The organism is Limnobacter sp. SAORIC-690, assembly GCF_002954425.1.
In the GTDB taxonomy this organism is placed as follows: Bacteria; Pseudomonadota; Gammaproteobacteria; order Burkholderiales; family Burkholderiaceae_B; genus Limnobacter; species Limnobacter profundi.
On record NZ_MQVZ01000001.1, the window covers coordinates 1,167,851 to 1,186,833 of the forward strand.

Below are 18,983 nucleotides of genomic sequence, written 5' to 3' on the forward strand. Positions count from 1 at the left end.
ACCGTGGAAGACTTTTTCCGCTCGGTGGAGCGATTTGTCAATGAGCAGATCAAGCCCCACATCAATGACTGGGACGAGGCTGGGGAATTCCCGCGCGAGCTTTACCGTCAGGCGGGTGAGCTCGGCTTGCTTGGCCTGGGTTACCCGGAAGAAGTGGGAGGATTCGAATGCACCTTGGCCGATCGTTTGAAGCTGTCCAACCTGGTGTGCTCCGCAGGCAGCGGAGGTCTGTTGGCAGGCTTGTTCAGCCACAATATCGGTTTACCTCCGTTATTGAATCATGGCAGTGAAGCGCTGGTCCAACTAATCGCCCCTGCGGTATTGAAAGGTGAAGCCATCAGCGCGCTGGCCATTACCGAACCCTCGGGTGGGTCCGACGTGGCCAACCTCAAAACCAAAGCCGACCTGTTTCAAAAAGATGGCGTGCCTCATTACCGTATCAATGGTGAAAAGGTATTCATCACCAGCGGCGTGCGTGCTGATTGGCTCACCGTAGCAGTTCGTACTGGCGAACCCGGTGCGCGCGGTATTTCCGTGCTCATGGTGCCTGGCAACGCCAAAGGCCTGACACGCAGCCCGCTTAAAAAAACTGGTTGGTGGATGAGCGACACCGCCAGCATTTACTTCGACAATGTGGAAGTACCTGCCACCTACCTCGTCGGTAAAGAAGGCAAAGGTTTTCGCATCATCATGGAAAACTTCAACACCGAACGCCTGATGCTGGCGGGCGCCTGCGTCGGTTTCTCGCGCGTGTGTTTGAACGAGGCACTGGACTGGGCCCAGAACCGCCACACCTTTGGCAAGCGTTTGATGGATCACCAGGTGATTGCCCACAAACTGGCCGACATGCGCATGAAAATCCGTGCAACGGAGGCCTGGTTCGATGAAACGATTGCGCGCATCGACAAAGGCGATATCAACGAAGAACTGGTGGCTGATATTTGTTTGCTGAAAAACCAGGCCACTCAAACTTTGCAGCACTGCGCCAATGAGGCGGTGCAAATTTTGGGGGGTATGGGTTTTATGCGCGGAAGCTCGACCGAGCGCATCTATCGCGAAGTAAAAGTGATGTGCATTGGCGGTGGCGCGGAGGAAATCATGAAAGAACTGGCCATTCGCCAACTGGCTTGGTGAGCAAATTACCCCCCGAAAGAGTTACACTAAACGCCTGAATTACAAACAATTAGATTCGATCGGCGTTCCTCTGAGAGTGCTTTACATGCGGCAAATCAGGATTTGTAAGTATAAAACTTACAAATAATGTTAAAGATTGTTAATTATTAGGAAATATTCACATCCATTTCCTGATTACGGCCGGTAAAACTCTCACAAGGCGAAACTTTTGCCGAATTTTCAAATGAACACACCATTGTCGGAGAATGCACTGTGGCTAATATCACTGGAATTATCAAAAGCGTGTTGGGAGAGGTTTCTGTAACCCGTCCCGACGGTGAACAAGTCCTTCTGAAAGAAGGCGACATTATTTCTGCGGGTGACACCGTCACCACCAGTGCCGAGGGCTCTGCCTACATTGAATTCCCGGGTGCAGATGGCCAGCAAGCCACTGAGGGTATTCTGCAGTCCAACGCAGTAGCTACGCTGAAAGAAGGCGAAAACGGCGCTGAATTTGAGGTGGCCGAAGGCGAATTCGAATTGCTGACTGAAGGCGAAACTGTAGCTGTAACTGGCGCAGGCGGTATGTTTGGTTTGTTTGGTGCAGGTTTGGCCGCAGGCGGTTTGGCTGGCCCATTGGCAGCAGCAGCTGGTGCTGCATTCGTGTTGGGAAGCGATGACAGCGACGGCGGATCCGGCGGTGGTTCTTCCGGTGGTGGCTCTGGCGAAGCAGCCGCAGGCGCACTCGAGCCCGTTACCGATGCAGCCGGCCCTGCCTCCCCCGCACTCGAAGAGACTCTGGATGCCCTGTCCCCTGTAACAACAGTGGTTGATGCGCCAGTAGGTGCTTTGGCACCCGTGACTGAAGCGCTCGATCCAGTGCTGGAAGAAACAGCACCCATCACGGATGCACTTGAGCCAGCACTCACACCCGTGAACGACACCTTGAGTGATGCACTGACAGGCTTGGCCCCAGTGACCGACTCTCTGGATCAAAACGTAACACCTATCACCGAAGCTGTTGAAGAAGCGCTTTCACCTGTGGTCGATGTGTTGGCGGGCAATGAAGATGGTTTGGTGACAGCCGCTGCTGACACTTTGCCAGTTAATCTGCGCGTGGTCGCAGAACAACTGGGTGGCGGCTTGAGCATGGTGACACCCCAGCTGGCCGATGGCCTGTCTCAGGCAGTTGGAGCGCTTGCACCAGCCCTGGGCCCACTGAACGATGGTCTGACCCAAGGTTTTGACGCAGCCGCGCCCTTGTTTGATGGCTTGGCCACTGCAACTGATGCACTGCCCATGGTTTCCCAGCCTTTGGCCGATGGCCTGAACCAGGCTTTCGACGCACTGACACCAGTGACCGATCCACTGATTGCTGCGCTGTCCGGTGGCTTGCCGCTGCCCGGCGGTGATGGCGGCGGCGGATCAGATGGTCCCACAGGCACACCGTTGGACGCAGTGCTTGGCCCTGTAACTGACGCCTTGGGTGGCGCAGGCGGCGGCGGTTTGCCAAGCTTCCCTGAAACAGGTACACCCCTGGACCAGGTTACAGCCTTGCTCGACCCCAGCATTCTGACTGATGCATTGGCTGGTGGCGGTGGCGGCGGTTTGCCTGGTTTGCCAAGCACTGGTACGCCGCTGGATATGGTCACTGAATTGCTCGACCCAGCCATTCTGACAGACGCCTTGGCAGGTGCAGGTGGTGGCGGCGGTTTGCCCGGCATCCCAGAAACGGGCACGCCGTTGGACATGGTAACTTCACTGCTGGACCCTAGCGTACTGACCGACCTGGCAGCGGGCGGTGGTGCAGGTGGTGGCTTGCCAAGCTTCCCATCCACAGGCACGCCCTTGGATTCATTGACAAGCTTGCTGGATCCCTCCAGCCTGCCAATCTCCTCAGGCGCAAGCCCACTGGATGCATTGACCAGCGCGCTGCCCACAGACAGCCTGCCCATCTAAGCTTTGTAGTATTGCCTGGGGCTCCGACCCCCAGGCAAAGTGAAAAGGCACCCTTCGGGGTGCCTTTTTGCATTTCCGGGTTGGGTCTATTCTTTACGGGCGCGCCACGCCAAATTGCATGGGTTGCACGCTGCGCTCTTGTTGCAGGCAGGCAATGAGCGCTAGCGCCAACACCTGTCGTGTGTCTCTTGGGTCTATCACGCCGTCGTCGAGCAACAATCCGCTGGTGTGGAATGCGCTGGTTTGTGATTCAAACGTGTCGATGATTTGTTTTTTCATGTTTTCCAGCATGAACTCCGGTACCTCCATGCCTTTTCGTGCGGCGCTGGCCTGCATCACGGTGGCCATGGTGCCCGCTGCTTGTTCTGCACCCATGACCGCAGTTTTGCTGTTGGGCCATGCAAACACGAAACGTGGACCAAACGCCCTGCCGCACATGCCATAGTTACCTGCACCAAAACTGGCACCGCACAGCAAAGTGATTTGTGGCACGGTGGCGTTGCTCACGGCCTGAATCATTTTTGAGCCATGCTTGATGATGCCTCCTTGCTCGGCTTCTTTGCCCACCATGTAACCGGTTGTGTTTTGCAGGTAAATGATTGGGGTTTTGGTTTGGCAGCAACTTTGAATAAAGTGCGTGGCTTTGGTGGCACCAGCCGTGTCGATCGGCCCCAGGTTACTGATGATGCCGATGGAAACACCCATCAGCTTGGCGTATCCGCACAGTGTGGCTGGGCCGTAGTTGGCTTTGAATTCGAGGAAGTCGGAGTCGTCGACGATTCGGGCGATGACTTCGCGCATGTCCACCGGCGTTTTGATATCGGCGGGCATGATGCCCAGCAGTTCTTCGGCCGGGTAGCGAGGTGCTGGCGCCTGGGCATTCAACATCGGTATCACATTCCGGTTGCTTCTGTTCCAGTCGATTTTTTCCATCACCTCGCGGGCCAGTGCAATGGCGTGGCGGTCGTCGTCGGCGATGTAGTCACCCAGGCCTGAAACCGAGCAGTGCATGTCGGCACCACCCAGTTCTTCATCGGTGGCAATCTCGCCCGTGGCTGCTTTCAGCAGGGGTGGGCCAGCCAGAAATGCGCGTGCACGTTCGCGCACCATAATGACGACATCGCTTAAGCCCGGAATGTAGGCACCACCCGCTGTGGATGAACCGTGCAGCACATTGACCACCGGCAAGCCAGCAGCGCTGAGTTTGGCCAAGCGATAGAAGTTACCGCCGCCCAATATGAAGTGCTCGACTTTGTACTTCAACAAATTGGCCCCGGCGGATTCGCCGAGGTTGATGAAGGGCAGTTTGTTTTCCAGGGCGATGTCTTGGGCCCTTTGCATTTTTTCAATGCCCATGGCCTGAAGCGCACCGGCCTCGATGCCTGAATCGCTGGCCACCACCATGCACAAGGTATTGGCCACATAGCCCAGCCCGGCAATGATGCCGCCGCCGGGAATGCTTTTGTCGGCCTTTTGGCCATCTTGCATGTAACCAGCGAGGGTGCTCAGTTCCAGAAATGGGGAGCCCGAGTCGAGCAGTAGCGCAACCCGGTCGCGAGGCAGCAACTGCCCGCGCTTTGCAAACGATGGCGCGGCTTTGGCTGAGGCATCACGGGTGCGTTTTTCAAGTGCCCTTAGCTCATTCAGGGCCGCTTCCATATTGGCTTTGTTCAGTTCAAATTCACTGGAAGTGGCGGCTACAGCGCTTTCTAGAATAGGCATTGTGTGGGCTTTAAATGTCAGTTAAAAAATCAAACGTTTGTTTGATTTTGAACGCGGGGCTTGATCAAGTCAAGCCGCGTGCCTGGTTGTGTTTTTATTTGCTTTTTGCAGCCGCCCGCGCGGCGTCGCGGCGCTGAATTACTTCAGGCACGCCACCCAAATGAAAGCTGTTGAAAGCGGGGTTGGGTTTGCCGGTGCCCACTTGCCAAATGCGGCGCGCGTTGGGGGCTGCGCCGTCGATTCGAATGCAGGAACCCGAGATGAATGAGGCCGCGGGGCTGCACAAAAACACCAATGTACCTGACACCTCTGCCTCCAGGCCCAAGCGTTGTAACGGAATCGTTTTGTCCAGCTGCATGATGGTTTGTTTCATGGGCTCAGGGTAAGTGTCCATGCCGCTTGATGCGATGAAGCCGGGGGCAACCGCATTCACGCGCACGGGTGCCCATTCATTGGATGCAGTTTCCGAAAAGTTCAGCATGCCAGCGCGCGCTGCACCGGAGTGGCCCATGCCGGGCATGCCGTTCCACATGTCCGCAATGATGTTGGTGATGGACATGTCAGATTCACCCAGGTGTAACATCATGTACTGGTTGAATACCTCACGGGCCATGAGAAAGCCACCGGTAAGGTTGTTACGCACCACAGTTTCGAACCCCTTGCCACTGATCATGTTTAGCGGTGAGGGAAATTGCCCGCCTGCGTTGTTGATCAGGTGATTGATTTTGCCGTGGGTTGCCAATACATTGGCTACAGTCTCTTTTACCCGTTCCTCTTCACGAATATCGCAGCTGTGTAACGAAATTTTGACTGTGCAGGTTTGCTCGATTTCCGCTTTCACGGTTTCAAGCTTTTCCATTTTTCGACCGACCAAGGCCAGGTCCGCACCCAGGCTGGCCAATTCATGCGCGGTGCAGCGGCCAATGCCCGAGCCCCCACCAGTGACCAGTACGGTTTGTCCTGCAAACAGATTGGGGCGAAACACGGATTGGAAGCTGTTCAAAAGGGTCACCTGTGAATTGTGCAATTTGATTATTCAAACGATCGTTTGAATTTAACCATGCTTTTGCAGATCGTGCTTTCATACGATCCGATTCACGGGTGATTTTTTTACCGGCTACCAGCGTCTGCCAAACGGAGGGTGTCTGTTTTGCTGAACATTTGGTCTGCGAATGCAATGGTGTGGGTGTTCAGTGCGCGCGAGCTGTCGTGCTCGGGGTCGCGGCTTGAGAAATCGGTTCGAATTGATTTCACGCGCTTGTACACCACGTCGAAGTGCTCTGGCATTACTTTCTGTACATAGGCCAGCCCCACCAGGTCGGCCAGGGTTTCTTCAAAATGCACATTGTTTTTGAATTGAATGCCGAGATGTTCTTGCAGTGCCTGCTTGGCGGCTACACGTTTTCCTTTTTCCGACATCAGGCAGTGCGTCAATTCATGGGCCGAGGTGAATGCCAGGAATGCAGGTTCGGCACCCGCATGACCTGAATCCAGAAAATGAGACCAAACGCGCTTGGCGTCTGCATGCTGGTTAACATGCAGCACGCAGGCCTTGATGCCACTGTTGGTCAAGAATGGCGAGGGGTTGTTCATGGTGCTTTCCCGAACATGGATGCGATCGGTGTCGATGGCATAAACCTGCGCGAACTGGGCGATTTCCTCTTTCATGGCAGCAGTGTCGGGCAGGCTGGCCTGGGGCGTGAACAGACTGACCAAACCAAAAAATAGACCGTTCCACATGACATGCTCCAAGAATTCCGGTGATGTCTTGTGAACGGCAGGTTTTGTTGAATTCAGCATTGCACCAATGCGTTGCCCTTAAAGGGGGTATTCAAACGGGGTGGGGGCGTGAAAGGGCGGCGTCCATGTCAAAATGCAGGCAATCAATCATTCAATGCGGGAGTCGATTTTCATGAGCAATACCAATCCAGTGGCGATTATTACGGGCGCAGCAGGCAATTTGGGGCAGGCAGTGGCCACCCATTTGGGCAGTTTGGGTTATCGACTGCTGTTGATTGATTTGCATCAGCCTGAGTGGGAAGGCGAGAGCGATGCTGTGTCAATCGGTAACGTGGACCTGACCTTGCCCGAGCATGCCCAAGAGGTGGTGAATCAAGCCTGGGAATATTTCGGTCAAATTGATGCAGTGGTGAATATTGCAGGTGGTTTTGTGTGGGAGCGTCAGGCTGAGAGCAGCCTGGATACCTGGAATACGCAGTACGCCATGAATGTGCAAACCACCGTGAACATGTGCCAAGCCATATTGCCGCAGTTTCAGGATCAGCAAAGCGGTGTGATCGTAAACATTGGTGCGGCTGCAGCTGGCAAAGCAGCTGAGGGTATGGGTGCTTATGCAGCGGCCAAATCGGCCGTACTGCGCTTGACTGAGGCCCTGGCCGCGGAAAACAAACATTTGGGCATTCGTGCCAATGCCGTGTTGCCCAGTATTTTGGACACACCCGCCAATCGAGAGGCCATGCCTGACGCTGACCCGGCAGACTGGGTTGCTCCCGAATCACTGGCCGGTGTTATCACATTCTTGTTGTCAGATGTTGCCCGCGACATCAACGGAGCGGGCATTCCAGTCACAGGCCGGGTTTAACAAGCCACGCTGTGCCTAAGGCGGCTACTTTCTGTTGGCCAGGCCGTTCAGGTAGTTGTCGATTGTAAATTCAGCCTGTTCCATCAGGTTGAACAGATTGGGGCTGAGCACAAAGTTGGCAAAAAGCCCGTCAATCAAGGCATGCAAACCAATGGCTGCCTGGCGGGCATTGGTGTTTGCGGGCAATTCGCCTTTGGCAATCGCGGCTTGAAAATCGGCTTCAATGGTTTGAATGCAGCCTTGAATGGCCTCCAGGTGTCTGTCTCGGATGGGCAACATGTCATCAACCATTTCTGCCTTGTGCATCACGATGTCAAAAACCCGCTGTGTGCGAGTGTCTTCGGCCAAGGTACGCACCACATGCATGGAGCGCGTGCGTAGATAGGCCAGCGGTCGTTGCTCGGGGTGTAAATCGGGCGTGGCGATGAATTCATCCATCGGTAATATGACGCGTTGTAACATCGCATCAAAGAGGTCGGCTTTGTTCTTGAAGTGCCAATAAATGGCCCCCCGCGTCAAATCCGCGGCCTTGGCAATGTCGTTCAGCGTGGTCCTTGATACCCCTTTCTCAGAGAACACTGCTTCGGCTGTGTCCAGAATCAGGTTTCTAGTCTCCTGCGCTTCTTCCTTCGTTTTTCTTACCACAATCGTCTACGCCAAAATTGAAAAATTTATTTACATACACTCATGTATGTATGTATTATCTGACTTCTCGGTCATTAAATCAACCCGAAAAATTCCCACAAGGATATAACAGGGCAAATATCATGCACAGCAACTCATTGAAATCAAAGCAAACCCAAGCTTCCCCCTACAGCCGCGCTTTTGCAGGAGCCACCCTTCTGCCCGCGCTGCTGGTGACTGTTTTGTCCAGCGCTTTGTTGCTGGGCTGTGGCCAGGGCGCCGATGCCCAAGCCCCCGGTGGCCCCGGTGCCGGTCAGGCAGCACCCGTACCCGTGGTTGAAGTAAAAACCCAACCGCTCGAATTGACTTATGAATACCCAGCTCAAATTGCTGGCTTGCGCGAGGTTGAAATTCGCGCCCGTGTGGCCGGTATTATCGAGCGCCGCCAGTTTGAAGAGGGCGGCCGAGTGAAGAAAGGCCAATCTTTGTACAGCCTGGACAATGCTCCCTACCAAACTGCTTTGGCCCGTGCCCTGGCCGATGAAAATGCAGCCAAGGTTCGCGCTGCTCAAGCCGAACGCGATTACAAACGGGTCATGCCTCTGGCCGACAGCAAAGCGGTGTCGCAATCTGAATTGGACAATGCGCAATCTGCCTTCGAAGTGGCCAAGGCAGATTTGCAGGTTGCCAGTGCTGCGGTTCGCACGGCTCGCCTGAACCTGGAGTATGCGCGGGTTGAATCGCCAGTGAATGGCTTTGCAAGCCGTTCGTTGTACTCCGAGGGCAGTTTTGTGTCTGGCCCTTCCGAGTTGTTGACCACAGTAACGCAGATCGACCAGGTCTATGTGAACTTTGGTATTCCTGAAAAAGACCACGAACAACTGCGCAAAGGCATTGCAAGTGGTGCGGTTGCCTTGAGTAATGGCGATTTGGTGGTTGAGGTGCTGGGTGCCGATGGCAAACCCATGGGATTGAAAGCCAAGCTGGGCTTTCAGGATGTGCGTGTGAACCCAGCCACCGGTACGGTCGATGCGCGTGCCGTGTTGGCCAATGACAAGGAAGTGTTAAGCCCGGGACAATTTGTACGTGTGCGTGTGAGTGGCGCAGTGCAAAAAAACGCCGTGTTGTTGCCACAACGGGCTGTGCTTGAAAACCCGGAGGGTGGCAAGGTTGTGATGACAGTCAGCCCTGAAAATACTGTGGCCCCACGCCCTGTGCAGGTTGCGCAGTGGAAAGGTGACCAATGGGTAGTAACCGATGGACTGGTTGCTGGCGACAAAGTGATGACCGACGGGTTCATGAAGGCCCCACCCGGAACACCCGTACAACCCGTGATTGCAGGCGCCGATGCGCAGCCCGCAGTTGTTGACAGCGCCGCACAGGTCAACGCACCTGTAGCCACAGAGCAGAAGCAATAAGGGGTCATTCATGTTTTCGAAATTTTTTATCGACCGGCCTGTGTTTGCGGCCGTGTTGTCGATTTTCATCATGCTGGCGGGTTTGGCTGCCATGCGTGGTTTACCGATTGCGCAGTACCCTGAAATTGCACCCCCAGTGGTGCAGGTTCGTGCAGTGTATCCAGGTGCCTCCGCAGAGGTAATTGCCAGCACCGTGGCAGCACCGATTGAAAACGCCATCAATGGTGTCGAGAACATGATGTACATGAGCTCGACTTCGGCCAGCAGTGGCGTGGTTGAAATCATGGTGACGTTTGAGATTGGCACCGATCCTGACCAAGCCGCTTTGAACGTGAACAACCGCGTGAAGCAAGTAGAAAACATTTTGCCGCAGGAAGTGCGCAGGCAAGGTGTGACGGTGAACAAGGGTTCGTCGTCATTCTTGCAGGTGTTGGCGTTTTATTCGGAAGACGGCCGGTTTGATGACTTTTACACCTCGAACTATGTGACCTTGAACGTGCTGGACCGCATCAAGCGAATTCCAGGTACGACCAATGTGCAAATTTTTGGTGCCAAAGATTATGCAATGCGTATCTGGATCAAACCGGATCGCATGGCGCAATTGAAGTTGACAGCTGGCGACATTGCCGCGGCCTTGAACGAGCAGAACGCACAGTTTGCTGCGGGCAAGGTGGGCCAGGCGCCCAACAACAACGGTCAGGAACTGGTTTACACCATTACAGCACAGGGTCGATTGCAAGATGTTGAGCAGTTTGAAAATGTGTTGATCCGGGTGAATCCGGATGGTTCGTCCTTGCGCTTGAAAGATGTTGCCCGCGTGGAATTGGGTTCCAAGGATTACGACTTTACCGGTCGCATCAATGGCAAGCCAGCGACACTGGTGGGTGTGTTTTTACAGCCGGGTGCCAATGCGCTTGAAGTGGCTCAAACCGTGAAAGGCACGGTGGATGAAATTGCGGCAGATTTCCCGGAAGGTCTTAACTATGCGGTGCCTTATGACACCACACGTTTTGTGGAAGTCTCGATTCGCGAAGTGGTAAAAACACTGATTGAAGCGATGATTCTGGTGTTCATCGTGGTGTATGTGTTTTTGCAAAACTGGCGCGCCACGCTCATTCCGATTCTGGCTGTACCCGTGTCCCTGTTGGGTGCGTTCGCTGGTTTGTACCTGTTGGGCTATTCCATTAACACACTGACCTTGTTCGGCATGGTGTTGGCCATCGGTATTGTGGTGGACGACGCCATTGTGGTGCTAGAAAACGTTGAGCGAATCATGCATGAGGAGGGCTTAAGTGCCCGAAAGGCTGCGATCAAGGCCATGCAGGAAGTGACGGGCCCGGTGATTGCAATTGTGCTGGTGTTGTCGGCTGTGTTTATTCCAATTGGTTTCCTCGGTGGTTTGACTGGTGAGCTGTATCGCCAGTTTGCGATCACCATCGCGATTGCGGTGATCGTGTCGGGCATCGTTGCGCTGACCTTGACGCCAGCATTGTGTGTGATGTTGTTGAAACATGAACACAAAAAACCCGGTAAATTTTTCACCTGGTTCAATGACTGGTTTGGCCGTGTCACGACCAAATACGTCGGTGGCGTGAAGTTCATCAGCATGCGTCCGGCCATTGGTATTGGCCTGTTTTTGGTCATGCTGGTGGTGACCGCCGGTTTGTTCAGGGCTACACCCGGTTCATTGGTACCCGATGAAGACCAGGGCTACTTCATTGCTGCGGTGTTTTTGCCTGACGGCGCTACTTTGCAGCGCACAGACAAGGTGGTGGCAGAAGTGGTGGATGCAGTGGCAGCCAACCCGGCCAATGAGTATTCCGTGGCATTCACCGGGTTCGACTTTTTGGGTGGCAGTTTCAAGAACAACGCGGCCACCATGTTTGTGACCCAGCGCCACTGGGATGAGCGCGAAGCTGTAACCGGGGAGCTGGTGGGTGAATTGTTTGGCCGCACGGCTGGCATTCAGGAAGGTTTGGTGCTGGCCTTTGCCCCACCTCCAATCTTCGGTTTGGGCAATGCAGGTGGCTTTGAGTTTTACATTCAAAATCGTGGCGAGGGTGGCCCGGCTGAACTGGCCAAGGTGATGAACAACTTTATCGCCAAAGCCAACGCCGATCCGCGCCTTGCCGGTGTACAAACGCTGTGGCGCCCAGGCACACCACAGTTGTATGTGGATGTAGACCGCGAACGTGCACGTGCCATGGGAGTGAATGTGAATGAGGTGTTCGATACCTTGTCGGCAAGCCTGGGTACGTACTATGTGAATGACTTCAACAAGTTTGGCCGCACCTGGCAGGTGTTGATGTCGGCGGATGCGCAGTATCGCAAAAGCCCGACTGACATCGGCAATATGTACGTGCGTTCCAACAAGGGCGAGATGATTCCAATTTCTGCCTTTGCAAAAGTGGAGTTTTCGCAAGGTCCGGAAACTTTGGAGCGTTTCAACAATCTACCGGCGGTGAAATTGCTCGGTAGTGGCGCACCTGGGGTGAGTTCCGGCGAAGCCATCAAGGCGATTGAAGACATTGCTGCCGAGGTCTTGCCTGATGATTTCAGCTATGACTTCTCGGGTGCCTCCTTCCAGGAAAAGCGTTCTGCGGGTTCGTCCAGTTTTGCCCTGATTTTGGGTGCACTGATGGTGTTCCTGATTTTGGCGGCACAGTATGAAAAGTGGACCCTGCCATTCTCCGTATTGCTGGCCATGCCGTTTGGTTTGTTCGGTGCCTTGCTGGCAGTGTGGATGCGTGACATGACCAACGACGTGTACTTCCAGATTGGCTTGGTCACTTTGCTGGGCCTGGCTGCCAAGAACGCGATTTTGATCGTGGAATTCGCGGTGCTAAAACGAGAGGAAGGCATGAGTGCATTGGAGGCTTCTCTGGAAGCAGCCCGTTTGCGGTTCCGCCCCATCCTCATGACCTCGTTTGCGTTTATTCTAGGGGTCGTTCCGTTGGCGTTCTCCAGCGGTGCGGGTGCCGGCGCGAGAACCGCGGTGGGTACCGGTGTAATGGGCGGCATGACTGCTGCCACATTGCTGGCCATTTTCTTTGTGCCCCTGTTTTACCGTCTGATTGACAGAAGTGAAAAAGGTGGACGACACCATGGTGATGAAGAGGAAGCAAATGATTCATCCAATCAATCTACAACGAACAAAGGGGGCGACCATGCTTAAAGCCCTTCCAAAAACAGCGATTGCCTTGGGCTTAACCCTGGCGTTGACGGGTTGTGCTTCCAGCATTCCTCTGCTGGACAGGTTCACCGCAAAGCCAGAAAAGTCGACCGAAGTCGTGGTGCCTGAAAACGCCAAAGGCGTTGGCATGAGCCAGGTTCAAAACGAAGCCTGGTGGCTATTGTTGGGTGATCCCGCTTTGACTCAAGTTGTTGAACAGGCCCTGAAAAACAACACCGATGTGCGTTTGGCCAATGAGCGCTTGAATGAAGCCGGTGCAGTACTGGGCATTGCGAAGTCCCAGCAGTGGCCTTCCATTTTTGGTCAGTTCACAACGGGTCGAAATCGTCCCTCACAGGCTGGCAACGTGCCTGTATTCGGTGGGCAGAATGTGTATGAAAGCCAGCAGTTTGGCATTGGCGCTACTTGGGAGCTTGACCTGTGGGGTCGCATTGGTGCCTTGGAGGATGCAGCCCGTGCCGCTTTCATGCAGCAAGGCTACAACGTACGTGGTGTGCGTTTGAGCGTGACCGCAACGGCGGCCTCCCTGTACACACAAGTGCGAGTGCTGGGCCTGCAAGTCAAGGTGCTTGAACAAACTCTTGAAAGTCGCGATGCCGCATACAAGCTGGCCAAGCAGCGTTACGACGTGGGTTTGAGCAATGAACTTCAATTGCGCCAAACGGAAGCTGAATTGCTGGCAGTGCGTGCTCAGCTGCCCGACACTCGCGAACAACTGGCGCGTGCCCAAAACGCACTCGCAGTGATTGTGGGTGGCAATGCGCCCGAACTTCCGGCGTTGGCAGTGGAAAACCTGGAATTGACCAAGCTGTTCATATTGCCTGAGAACACTCCCTCGGAGCTGCTGCTGCGCCGCCCCGATTTGGCTGCAGCCGAGCAACAATTGCTGGCTGGCGAAGCCAATCTGGAAGCGGCCCGCAAAGCCTTTTTCCCCACAATTGGTTTGAGTGCATTTGGTGGACGTGAAAGCGCAGATTTAAGCGATTTGTTCAGCGGCCCAGCCCGAGTGTGGAGTTTTCAGACTCAAATTACACAGCCAATTTTCCAGGCGGGTCGTTTGTTTGATGAACGAGACGCAGCCGTGGCGCGCCGCAATCAAGCGGTGTTGCAGTATGAAGCCAGTATACGTACTGCATTCCAGGAAATTTACGACGCCATCGTGGCACAGCGTGAAGCACGTGAGCGCTTGCAGGCGCGACAAGAGCAGGTTCAAACCCTGACCCAAGTGGTTCGCCTGGCACAATTGCGTGTGGACAATGGCGTGGCCAACCAGCTTGAGTTGCTGGATGCCCAACGCAATTTGTTGAACGCACAACTCAGTTGGGCATCGGCCTGGCAGAGCCAGCAAGGCGCAAGCCTGGCGATGATTCGAGCTTTGGGTGGTGGTTTCAATGCCGAGCAGGTGGCTTTGAAAGAATAAGCGCCTGAACGATGCAGTACCTCAAACGGCGACAGGGTAACTGGTCGCCGTTTTTGCTTGATGCATTGAACTTTCACCGGGCTGTGATATAACCGAAATGGGTTAACCCATAGCATTCAACAAACATTCAAGCAAAGGAGTTGGAGATGGCAGGTTATTTCGAATTAAGCAAAAGCAGCGATGGTCAGTTCAAATTTGCCCTGAAGGCGGGAAACCATGAAACCATTTTGACCAGTGAACTCTACAAAACTAAAGCCGCTGCTGAAAACGGAATTGAGTCAGTTCAGAAAAACTGCGGTGAAGCATCACGTTATGAGAAGAAGGTCGCTGCCAACGGCAAGCACCATTTCAACTTGAAGGCTGCCAACCATCAAATTATTGGTTCCAGCCAGATGTACGCCAGCGAGGCTGCATGCGACAACGGCATTGAGTCGGTAAAAACCAATGGCAAGTCGACCACGGTCAAAGATTCCACCATTTGAGTTATTTTAAACCCACGCAATTGGCTTGGCTTTTTGTGTGGGTAACCGTTTCAATAGATAGAACTGGTTTTCGAGAGTTCGACTAGACGGCGGACAAATGCCTTGGCAGCGTTCTTGGTGATTACTTGATTGTCAGGCAACTCAAATGTAAGCCTTCCTAGTTTCAGATCAGCCATTAATCCAGAATCAAAATTAATCTGAAACGCATCCTTTGATGCTTTCTGCAAGATCTCAATCGCATTTTCCGCCTCTTTTCTTGTGTCGAAAATTTGACTGATCAAAATTTGCTGGTGTGTCCCGCTGTTTAAGCTGAATTGATACCGCTTGTCCGCCGTTTTGCTTAGAGTGAAGTACCCGGCATCTTTAGAGTTACCCGCAGAAGGTCGAACATATGGTTTGGATCTCTCGTGTAAAACCTCTTGCGAAGACCCTCCTGTGGAAGTAAGTTCACCACGTGCCTTGGTCAGCAACGCAAGTCCCTCTTCAACCGGTATTTGTCTGCCGCGCATGGCTCTGACTTGAAATCGGGTTTCAGCGTCAAATTCAGCCAGTATTTGAGTTGTCATTTCATCAATTAGCGCATTGAGCGGAATGCCACGCGCCTTGGCCAGCGCTTTCAGGCGAGCATGTTTTTCATCGGAAAGACGCACAGTTAAAGCTGCCATTCAAACCTCCTTTAAAAGCTGGTTTGGGCTCAGAATTCTTAAGCCATCAAAGATTAACTCAGTGCCTTTGAAGTCTTTGATATTTTGGGTCACGATCACTTCTGCATTACCCGCAATCGCCAGTTCGATTAAATGATTGTCTGCTTCATCGCGAAGATTGGGGCGCCAATTGAAATAAATTTTTTGAAGATTACATTTTGAAAAAAACAAATCCAGAAGCTTGTTTCTTTCGCTGTCATTCAGGCGGCTTGATTTGAATAGAACCGGTCTGGCCAACACGGCCTCATATTCATTAATCAAAGCGGTGCCGATTAAAGGGTGAATCTTTTCAAGAAGTACAGCCTCGATCACGCGAGTGCTGTCCCCGTTGCCAAGGCAAGCTGAAATAAACACGTTGGTATCAATTACAACAATCATGATTAATGGTAGCATTTTTGCCACCACGGTACATCTTTCATTTCCCTAGAGCAAATCCACTATCGGTTCTGTCACTTCCCGGTTATGATCAAACGATGACATCGAAGAATGTCATCTTAAGCAAAAACCGTCGGAGACCCACCATGACCGCCACCACTGCTGCGCGAAAAAAAGCCGCGCGTCCCGCGTCCAACACTGACGTGCCTTTGAAGCAACGCAACGTGAAATTTGATTGGTCGGAAACACCGATTGACTGGATTCCCGATGAGCCCTACGCAAGCTACTTCATCAACGAAATCAACCTGATTTTGCCTGCTGGCGAGTTCTGGTTTTGTCGGCTGTACAACAAGGCTCTGCCCTTGGTGACCGATGAAAAGTTGAAAGAAGATGTGCGCGGATTCATCAAGCAGGAAGCGATGCATGCACGTGGGCACAGTTCAGCCACTGAGGAATATCTCGCCGCGCGCGGCATAAAGACCGAGCGCAATCAGCGATTGATGAAATGGTTGTTTGATGTGGTGCTGGATGACACGCCTTTCGGCAAGAAAGTCCCAACCTGGCTGGAACGTCGCTGGCTATTGGCGAGATTGGGCCTGGTGGCCACCATTGAACACATGACCTGTGTATTGGGCATGTATGTGCTTGAAAACAAAAAATGGGACGAGCTGAATTCAGATCAGGTCTTGCTGGACCTGATTCGCTGGCACGGTGCGGAAGAGGTGGAACACCGTAGCGTGGCCTTTGATTTGTACAAGCATCTGGGGGGCGATTATTTGTCCCGCTATTACTTGGCGGCCATTGTGGTCCCAATGATTATTGGCTTGTGGGTGGATGGTGCTGCCAACATTGCCGGACAAGATCCTCGTTTTGCCAAGAAAAAACCTGCGGTTTACAAACCATGGATGTGGGTTGAATGGTTCAAGGCCTCACGCAAGCAGTTGTTGCCCAATCCACTTTGGCTGGTGATGCAGCAGTTACCCTACTTCAGCCCCTGGTACGACCCTTCCAAGGAGGGGTCAACCCAACTTGCACAGGATTACTTGAATCAGTCCCCAGCTGCCATGGCTGCTGGGGCGATTGCTGCGAACATGAAAGTTCCGGCCTAGGCTTCCCACAGGGGGAAGCTTCCGAACTTTCTACAGCTTGCCCTGTCCTAGCTCAGGTGGTATGTTCCGGTTTATGACAAAAATGGTTCGAATTCTTTTCATGTGGCTCATGTTGCTTGCGTTGCCTGTTCAGGGCATGGCGCAGGTCGGCATGTTTGCGTGCCATTTGAATGGAAGTTCAAGCAGCGCCGGTCAGGCAATCGACCACAGCACCATGCACCACAGCGAAATGAACCATGAGGGCATGGATCACAGCATGCACGATATGGTGGATCATGCCGATCCTGACTCATCCAGAAAATTGATGAAGTCGCTGCACGGATGTTGCAACTGCGCGCCCACCTGTGCTGTGGTGCTGTTGCCGGTAGCACAGGCCAGCTTCAATGCCATTCAGCAGGACATGCTGCACCCCGTTTCTTCGCCGCAACTTCCGCATTCCGCCGACACGCGTCGGATTGATCGATCGCCCAAAACCCTCGCCATTTGATTCTTGGGCATGCCGGGCCACATTCGCCTGCATGCCTTGTGTATTAAATGATTGCGAGGATCTATGAAGTCCCATTTCTTATTCGCGCCCCTGTTACTCGCCTTCGCATCGTCTGCGAATGCCGAACAGACTGTGCAAGAACTTGACTACCAATCGGCATTTGAAGGCTACCAAGCCTATTCCGATTCTGAAATACAGAACTGGCCCAAAGCCAATCAACTGGTTGATGAAATTGGTGGCTGGCGTGTCTATGCACGCGAGCCTTATGAAGACCAAGAAAAAGACAAACCGGCCAGTGCTCAAGACCCATCCAAAACCCAGTCACACAATCACGGAGGTGCGCAATGAACGCCCACCGTATTTTGAGGAGAACGACGGTTGCGCTTGCGGTGCTTGTGTTGACGGGCTGCGCCACGGTCAATATCAACGAGTCTCTAGACCAAACCAATCAAGAGCTGAGTGGCTTCACTCAGGGCAAGATGAGCCTTGTTCTAACCGATGAACAACGCCAGGCCATGACTGCCAAAGCCAATCAGATTTTGAAGGAGCCTCTAAGCCAGCCGGCTACGGTTGAACTGATGTTGACCCACAGCCCCCAGTTTCAAACCGTATTGGCCGAGAACTGGGCACAAGCGGCGCAAGCAGCGCAAAGTGGCCGCATTCACAACCCGGTGTTTGCATTCGAACGTGTGCGCATTAAAGATGAACTTGAACTGGGTCGACTGCTGAGTTTCGGTTTGCTGGATTTGCTCAGCTTTCCGGCGCGCCAAGGCATTGCCCGCACGCAAATCGACCGCGCGCAGTTGCAATTAACCAGCAGCGTGGTAGACCAGGTGACCCAGGTTCGTCAGGCTTGGGTGGATGCAGTTGCCGCCCAGCAGGCTCACACTTATGCCCAGCAGGTGTTTGAAAGTGCTCAAACCAGCGCCGAATTGGCGCGTCGCATGCAAGAAGTAGGCAACTTTACACGCTTGCAGCGCGCACGCCAGCAAAGTTTTTATGCCGACGCTGCGCTTAATCTTGCAGCCACACGGCACAAAGCCACAGCCACCCGCGAAGCACTGGTGCGCATGTTGGGTTTGAACACCGAGCAAGCGGCGCAGTTGAAGTTACCCGATCGCTTGCCCGATTTGCCTGAGGCGCCCAAACCCGCGGCTGATGTGGCCAAGCGGGCCGAGAATCGACTCGATGTGAGGATGGCCAAGCTGGGCTTTGATGCCAGTGCAAAAGCGCAAGGATTGGGCAACGTGGCCAGTTTTCTGGACATTGAAGCCGGTATCCGTTACGACACGATTTTTGAGAACGACACCGGCGAGCGCAACAACAAAAAAGGGTGGGAATTGGAACTGGCGCTGCCAATTTTTGATTGGGGCGGAATGAAGCGCGATGCCTTCAATGCCAGCACGCTGGCTGCTGCCAACCGGCTTGAGGCAACCCTGCGCGGCGCGCAATCCACGTTGCGTGAAAGCTATTCCGCTTACCGCACCACCTACGATATTGCACGCCACTACCGCGACGAAATCATTCCGCTGCGGCAAACCATCGCCGATGAAAACGTGTTGCGTTACAACGGCATGTTCATTGGGGTATTTGAACTATTGGCGGACAGCCGCGACCAGGTGAGCGTAGTGGTGCAGGCCATTAACGCCCAAGCAGATTTTTGGCGTGCTGACGCTGCGTTGCAAGCCACCATGGTGGGCAAACCCATGATGGTGTCGGTCAGTGGCGCGGCCGCAAGCGCTGGCGGCGACGCTGGCGGTGGTCACTAAACGAAA

The 18,983-nt window shown here is 53.7% G+C and carries 17 protein-coding genes; 11 read left to right on the forward strand and 6 right to left on the reverse strand.

The features are described from left to right. The first annotated feature begins 3 nt into the window (after positions 1–3). Entirely contained in the window at positions 4–1,134 is a 1,131-nt protein-coding gene (locus BSZ31_RS05555; RefSeq protein WP_105029766.1) for an acyl-CoA dehydrogenase family protein, read from the forward strand. A 252-nt stretch (positions 1,135–1,386) separates the two neighbouring features. Then, complete coding sequence (locus BSZ31_RS05560; RefSeq protein ID WP_105027909.1) at positions 1,387–3,072, forward strand: hypothetical protein; 1,686 nt, start codon at positions 1,387–1,389, stop codon at positions 3,070–3,072. Between the two features lie 93 nt (positions 3,073–3,165). Here BSZ31_RS05560 and BSZ31_RS05565 read toward each other — a convergent pair whose 3' ends face one another. The 3 genes from BSZ31_RS05565 to BSZ31_RS05575 form a co-directional block, all read right to left on the reverse strand. Continuing rightward, entirely contained in the window at positions 3,166–4,794 is a 1,629-nt protein-coding gene (locus tag BSZ31_RS05565) for an acyl-CoA carboxylase subunit beta (RefSeq protein WP_105027910.1), read from the reverse strand. Positions 4,795–4,888: 94 nt separating this feature from the next. After that, complete coding sequence (locus BSZ31_RS05570; RefSeq protein WP_240605656.1) at positions 4,889–5,797, reverse strand: SDR family oxidoreductase; 909 nt, start codon at positions 5,795–5,797, stop codon at positions 4,889–4,891. Between the two features lie 107 nt (positions 5,798–5,904). Then, positions 5,905–6,534, reverse strand: a complete 630-nt coding sequence (locus BSZ31_RS05575; RefSeq protein ID WP_146106616.1) for a hypothetical protein — start codon at positions 6,532–6,534, stop codon at positions 5,905–5,907. A gap of 172 nt (positions 6,535–6,706) precedes the next feature. Here BSZ31_RS05575 and BSZ31_RS05580 point away from each other — a divergent pair, with 172 nt between their 5' ends. Then, the gene (locus BSZ31_RS05580) at positions 6,707–7,396 is read left to right on the forward strand and encodes an SDR family NAD(P)-dependent oxidoreductase (RefSeq protein WP_105027913.1); all 690 of its coding nucleotides are present in this window, start codon (positions 6,707–6,709) and stop codon (positions 7,394–7,396) included. Between the two features lie 24 nt (positions 7,397–7,420). Here BSZ31_RS05580 and BSZ31_RS05585 read toward each other — a convergent pair whose 3' ends face one another. Then, a complete protein-coding gene (locus tag BSZ31_RS05585) occupies positions 7,421–8,041 on the reverse strand; it encodes a TetR family transcriptional regulator (protein ID WP_105027914.1) in 621 nt (206 codons plus the stop codon). A gap of 122 nt (positions 8,042–8,163) precedes the next feature. Between BSZ31_RS05585 and BSZ31_RS05590 the strand changes: the two genes are divergently transcribed. From BSZ31_RS05590 to BSZ31_RS05605, 4 genes are all read left to right on the forward strand, one after another. Continuing rightward, complete coding sequence (locus BSZ31_RS05590; RefSeq protein WP_168426863.1) at positions 8,164–9,438, forward strand: efflux RND transporter periplasmic adaptor subunit; 1,275 nt, start codon at positions 8,164–8,166, stop codon at positions 9,436–9,438. 10 nt (positions 9,439–9,448) lie between these two features. Continuing rightward, positions 9,449–12,613, forward strand: a complete 3,165-nt coding sequence (locus BSZ31_RS05595; RefSeq protein WP_105027916.1) for an efflux RND transporter permease subunit — start codon at positions 9,449–9,451, stop codon at positions 12,611–12,613. Further along, a complete protein-coding gene (locus tag BSZ31_RS05600; protein ID WP_168426864.1) occupies positions 12,606–14,051 on the forward strand; it encodes an efflux transporter outer membrane subunit in 1,446 nt (481 codons plus the stop codon). The genes BSZ31_RS05595 and BSZ31_RS05600 overlap by 8 nt, the downstream gene beginning before the upstream one ends. Before the next feature lie 146 nt (positions 14,052–14,197). Further along, the gene (locus BSZ31_RS05605; protein ID WP_105027918.1) at positions 14,198–14,533 is read left to right on the forward strand and encodes a YegP family protein; all 336 of its coding nucleotides are present in this window, start codon (positions 14,198–14,200) and stop codon (positions 14,531–14,533) included. 50 nt (positions 14,534–14,583) lie between these two features. On the opposite strand, the gene BSZ31_RS05610 is transcribed toward BSZ31_RS05605, so the two are convergent. Both BSZ31_RS05610 and BSZ31_RS05615 read right to left on the reverse strand, forming a co-directional pair. Further along, positions 14,584–15,198 (reverse strand): DUF1508 domain-containing protein, encoded by a 615-nt coding sequence (locus BSZ31_RS05610; protein WP_105027919.1) that lies wholly within the window; start codon positions 15,196–15,198, stop codon positions 14,584–14,586. Continuing rightward, entirely contained in the window at positions 15,199–15,630 is a 432-nt protein-coding gene (locus BSZ31_RS05615) for a putative toxin-antitoxin system toxin component, PIN family (RefSeq protein ID WP_240605765.1), read from the reverse strand. A 128-nt stretch (positions 15,631–15,758) separates the two neighbouring features. Here BSZ31_RS05615 and BSZ31_RS05620 point away from each other — a divergent pair, with 128 nt between their 5' ends. The 4 genes from BSZ31_RS05620 to BSZ31_RS05635 all read left to right on the forward strand — a co-directional run bounded on the left by BSZ31_RS05620 (position 15,759) and on the right by BSZ31_RS05635 (position 18,977). After that, the gene (locus BSZ31_RS05620; protein WP_206018553.1) at positions 15,759–16,721 is read left to right on the forward strand and encodes a metal-dependent hydrolase; all 963 of its coding nucleotides are present in this window, start codon (positions 15,759–15,761) and stop codon (positions 16,719–16,721) included. Positions 16,722–16,803: 82 nt separating this feature from the next. Continuing rightward, entirely contained in the window at positions 16,804–17,208 is a 405-nt protein-coding gene (locus BSZ31_RS05625) for a hypothetical protein (RefSeq protein ID WP_146106618.1), read from the forward strand. A 63-nt stretch (positions 17,209–17,271) separates the two neighbouring features. Continuing rightward, on the forward strand, positions 17,272–17,556 hold the full coding sequence (locus BSZ31_RS05630; protein WP_105027921.1) for a hypothetical protein: 285 nt from the start codon (positions 17,272–17,274) through the stop codon (positions 17,554–17,556). Continuing rightward, positions 17,553–18,977, forward strand: a complete 1,425-nt coding sequence (locus BSZ31_RS05635) for a TolC family protein (protein ID WP_105027922.1) — start codon at positions 17,553–17,555, stop codon at positions 18,975–18,977. Before BSZ31_RS05630 ends, BSZ31_RS05635 begins: the two co-directional genes overlap by 4 nt. The last annotated feature ends 6 nt before the right edge of the window (positions 18,978–18,983 follow it).